This is a genomic window from Lentilactobacillus sp. (assembly GCF_040773105.1).
Taxonomy (GTDB): domain Bacteria; phylum Bacillota; class Bacilli; order Lactobacillales; family Lactobacillaceae; genus Lentilactobacillus; species Lentilactobacillus parabuchneri.
Map to the genome: position 1 here is coordinate 1 of NZ_JAXGWW010000281.1, position 2,507 is coordinate 2,507.

3 protein-coding genes are annotated in these 2,507 nt (G+C 44.3%); all 3 read right to left on the minus strand.

Going from position 1 to position 2,507, the window contains the following annotated elements; all coding sequences use genetic code 11:
* Positions 1 to 1,386: D-alanine--poly(phosphoribitol) ligase subunit DltA (dltA, locus tag AB3112_RS10700; protein ID WP_367334477.1), on the minus strand; the 1,386-nt coding region annotated here is incomplete at its 3' end.
* A 14-nt stretch (positions 1,387 to 1,400) separates the two neighbouring features.
* Positions 1,401 to 1,544, minus strand: coding sequence for a teichoic acid D-Ala incorporation-associated protein DltX (locus tag AB3112_RS10705; protein WP_057909660.1), 144 nt, complete (start codon positions 1,542 to 1,544; stop codon positions 1,401 to 1,403).
* Positions 1,545 to 1,639: 95 nt separating this feature from the next.
* The coding region (locus AB3112_RS10710) for a serine hydrolase domain-containing protein (RefSeq protein ID WP_367334478.1) at positions 1,640 to 2,507 on the minus strand (868 nt) is incomplete at its 5' end.

A 2,507-nucleotide genomic window follows, 5' to 3' on the forward strand; every position in this document is an offset into this window, starting at 1 on the left:
GGTTAATTCCAGGTTGTTCTTGAAATCATTTTCCTCTGGTACCACGTATGCGATGAGCATCGATACCGTGTGTTGTGCGTTATATTTTGGTACGACGACCGCCTGTTTGACGTGTTCTTCCTTGTTGACCAAGGCCGAAACGTCTTCAAGTTCTATTCGAAAACCGTTAAGCTTGATCTGGAAGTCTTTACGACCGAAGTACCTAAGCATCCCATCGTCATCCATGGTCACAATATCACCGGTTCGATAGGCTTGTTGCTCGCCAATTTTGAAGAAGGACTTGGCATTTTTCTCCGGGTTATTAATATAGCCCTTTGAAACGTTGGTTCCGTATATAATCAATTCGCCCCGCTTGCCATCTGTGATATCGTCGCCATTTTCATTAACGACTTTGGCATTCATTTCCGGCTTCACGTAGCCAATTGGTAAGCGATCATAGTTGTTTAAAATATCGTTGGTAATCTCAATTTCGGTAATGGCAACCGTCGATTCAGTTGGCCCATATGTATTGTAGATATGAGCATCCGGGAACCGCTTCTTTAATGCAGCCGCAGTCTTGTGAGTTAATTCCTCACCACAGAATAAAAAGTCGCGTAAGTCTGGATGATGTTCCTGGTCAAACGTCGACTCCAACAAGCAAATGTCCATGAATGATGGGGTTGATACCCAAGTATTGATGGTCATGGTTCTCAGTGCAGTGAAGAGCACCACAAAGTTGTCCGTTGTCTTCTTGGAAAGAACGTGTAGCGTCCCACCCTGATACAAGGTTGGGTAAAGGCTCATGACGGATAGGTCAAATGAGTACGCTGGCTGCTGCAGCATTTGCAAGTCCTTGGGTAGGTTAAATGCGTCACTCACAACCCAATTGACAAAGCTGATCAGGTTGTTATAACTGATTTCAACACCCTTGGGAACACCCGTGGTTCCTGATGTAAAGATAATATAGTAGGTCTGGTCATCGTGAATCGGATGGGTCAAGTGGTAGTCAACCTTTTCAAGACAGATATGGTCAAGTTCCTCTTGATCAATTTCCGGGATGTCAGGCAGCTTTTCGGGCAAGGCTTCAGTCGCAATCACGGCAACCGGCTTGGCAATCTGATTGATCATCGTCAACCGTTCCTTAGGTGAATTGATATCCACTGGAATATAGGCGTGACCGGATTTAACAGCAGCCAGGAAGGCCACAATCATCGAAAATGACTTGCCGCCAAAGACGATAATCGGTTGATTGAGTGGCAACTCCAGGGAATCAATGCGCTCTGCTAAAGCATCCGAGAATTGTTTGAGCTCCTTATACGTATGTTTTTCGCCATCGTAGGCATAGGCAATCTTGTCTCCCTGCGTTTCCGCGTATGAATCGATTGCCTGAATTAAATTTTCAGTCATCTTGTTGCTCCCCCTTAAAATTCGTTATAAATGAACTTTGCTTGATTAATGCCGCTGTAGTCGTACAGATAAAAAAGGACCAACATGATTAAAAAATAGATGAGTGTGTTCAGCACGAACCGAACGACTGGCTTACTCAACCATTCCCGTACTGGCATAGAAATCATCTCCTCACTAAATTGGATTACAACGTTGTCACCCACATGGTATCGTATTTTAGAATGTTTTTAAACAAAGAGCAGTTTTAAATTGGCTAGACCGTTAAATCATTAAACAGCCTTGTCGCAAAATTTTGAATCTGGTTGGCAGGCCGGTAATCGTTGCTTAATAAAACAACCCCGGACTTGCCATTTCGTGTCATGAAGACTGATGATTCATAGCCGTAACCAATTCCGTGGGAACGAATTCCGTTGCTTTGGTTATAAACACCACCGCCATAAGGGGCGTTGCCGCCTGGCTGATGGAGAATGGCAGCGTATGCTTTCGGGAAGATCTTTCCCTTTAAAATCGCCTGTTCAGATTTAAACAAATCGTAGGTCGACATAAAGACCTGACCCGTTCCCAATTCGTTTTGCATCGAGGCTTTGGCTTCATGGTAGACCCGCGTATAATTTGGTTTGATTTGAGTTGGATAAAGCCAGTGATACCCAAGAGTCCGATTTGGCCGCCCAGCCCAATGCTGAACAAAGCCAGTTCCTTTGAGCTTCAAAGGTTTGGTGAAGACCTTGTCAAAATACTTTCCGTATGACTTATGGGTAATCTTGGAGATAATCCCCGCTAACAACACGTAGTTCACTGGTTGATACCAATCTTTATCCTTCGGTGATCGGGCCACGGTGTGATTAACCGCGAAACTGACCACGTTAGATTCATTGAGCAGCGAATCCGATCCGGTTTGACGCATTGTCAGTCCCGAATACATATCAAGCATGTTGCGAATCGTAATGTTTTTTGAATTTTTGACCTTTGGATAGTACTTCGATAACTTGGTGTTCAACGACAGCTTATGCTGAGAAACCAATTTCATGATCATCGCCGCGGTTAACGACTTTTGAATCGAAAGAATTTGGTACTCCGAACTCGGCGTGTTAGCCGTGTCCGACTTATAGTTGGCATATCCA